Source organism: Phaeospirillum tilakii (genome assembly GCF_042683125.1).
Lineage (GTDB): Bacteria > Pseudomonadota > Alphaproteobacteria > Rhodospirillales > Magnetospirillaceae > Phaeospirillum > Phaeospirillum tilakii.
Window position 1 is genome coordinate 1 of sequence record NZ_JBHUIY010000104.1, and the last position, 859, is coordinate 859.

General features: G+C 48.0%; 1 protein-coding gene. It reads right to left on the bottom strand.

Annotated elements, in window-relative coordinates:
• Positions 1–859, bottom strand: an 859-nt coding sequence (locus ACFSNB_RS18725; RefSeq protein ID WP_377319330.1) for a mucin-binding protein, incomplete at both ends; no start/stop codon positions are given.

Sequence of the window (859 nt, forward strand, 5' to 3'; positions counted from 1 at the left end):
TTGGATAGACTACTCTTGGTACTCTAGGGAAGTTCCCATCACTTGAGCTTGGTACCAATGATCCGACTTTCGTGTATGTCACGGTCTCATTAACATCTGCTGAATCGGCATTCAGGTCAGTTACGACAGCTGTCTGCGCTTTATCAGCTACAGATCCCGACACCACTGGACTAACAACGGCATCAAAGGTTGTATCACCATTTGTCGCTGTCCAGGCGGTTGTTCCAGCACCACTCGTAATCACTTCACCAGTAACGTTATCGACAACGACGGTTCGTGTGAAGTTGACAGAATCAGTGTGCGGCTTGGCCACTACGTGTCCAGTCTGATCAACATAACTGACGGTCTCATGGACCGTCTTATCATAGTTGGTGCGAGTTGGCCACTTTGGTCCATCTGGTTCATCTGGATGGATTGGCGCTCCCGGTGTCTGTGGATCCGTTGGATTCACTGGCGTCAGCTGATGCTTCAAGTGAACCGTGAAGTTCTGAGCAGTTTTGTCATCATTGTCGAATGTCAAATCTGCTGGATAGCCATCAGTAAATAACTCATACCCGTGTTTCTTATAATCCGCAATGCTGCCACTGGTACTATAACTGGATTTCGAGCCCGTTGTTCCTGAAATTGAATCCGTCTTTAAAGTTTTGCCGGTCGTATCATCAACGTAGCTGACACTACCTTTTTGCTGATCTGCGGTATAGGTGATCGTTGTATCTTTCGTCGGATCACTTGGCTGATAACGGCTACCGGGTGTCAAAACATGACCTTCTGGATCATGTGCTGTATAACCTGGTACCGTCGGTACACCGGCTGGTGTAACCTTCGTCGCATCACGTGGGTCATTTGGATAGACTACTCT